The organism is Limnospira sp. PMC 1279.21 (genome assembly GCF_032349615.1).
Classification (GTDB): Bacteria; Cyanobacteriota; Cyanobacteriia; order Cyanobacteriales; family Microcoleaceae; genus Limnospira; species Limnospira fusiformis.
In genome coordinates this window covers 1-308 of record NZ_JARPLU010000592.1, presented here as the reverse complement: position 1 = coordinate 308, position 308 = coordinate 1, and the positions used below count along the sequence as shown (strand labels likewise).

1 pseudogene is annotated in these 308 nt (G+C 49.7%); it reads right to left on the bottom strand.

Going from position 1 to position 308, the window contains the following annotated elements:
• Positions 1 to 308: pseudogene (locus P5683_RS26115) on the bottom strand (IS607 family transposase); the annotation flags it as partial.

Sequence of the window (308 nt, the reverse complement as noted above, 5' to 3'; positions counted from 1 at the left end):
ACGGGGCTGGGGTAAATCCGGATCTTCTTTGACCTGAGTTTTGTATTTACTCCGTCGGTATAATCGGGAACTGAAGCAGTGGAGGATGGCGAGGATGTCCTCAACCATTTCTGGTTCTGGACTGAGACTTGTCTGGTTGAGAACCATGAGTGAGCACCTGTTTTGCTCACAGAGCCATCGAAACAAGTCAAATCCCCATATTGCCAATCGGTCTTTGTGGGCAACGACAACCATGCGGACATCTCCTGACAATTGATGTCCCAGTAAGGCCAGCATTTTCTTTCCCTTGAAGTTGAGCCCGCCTCGGA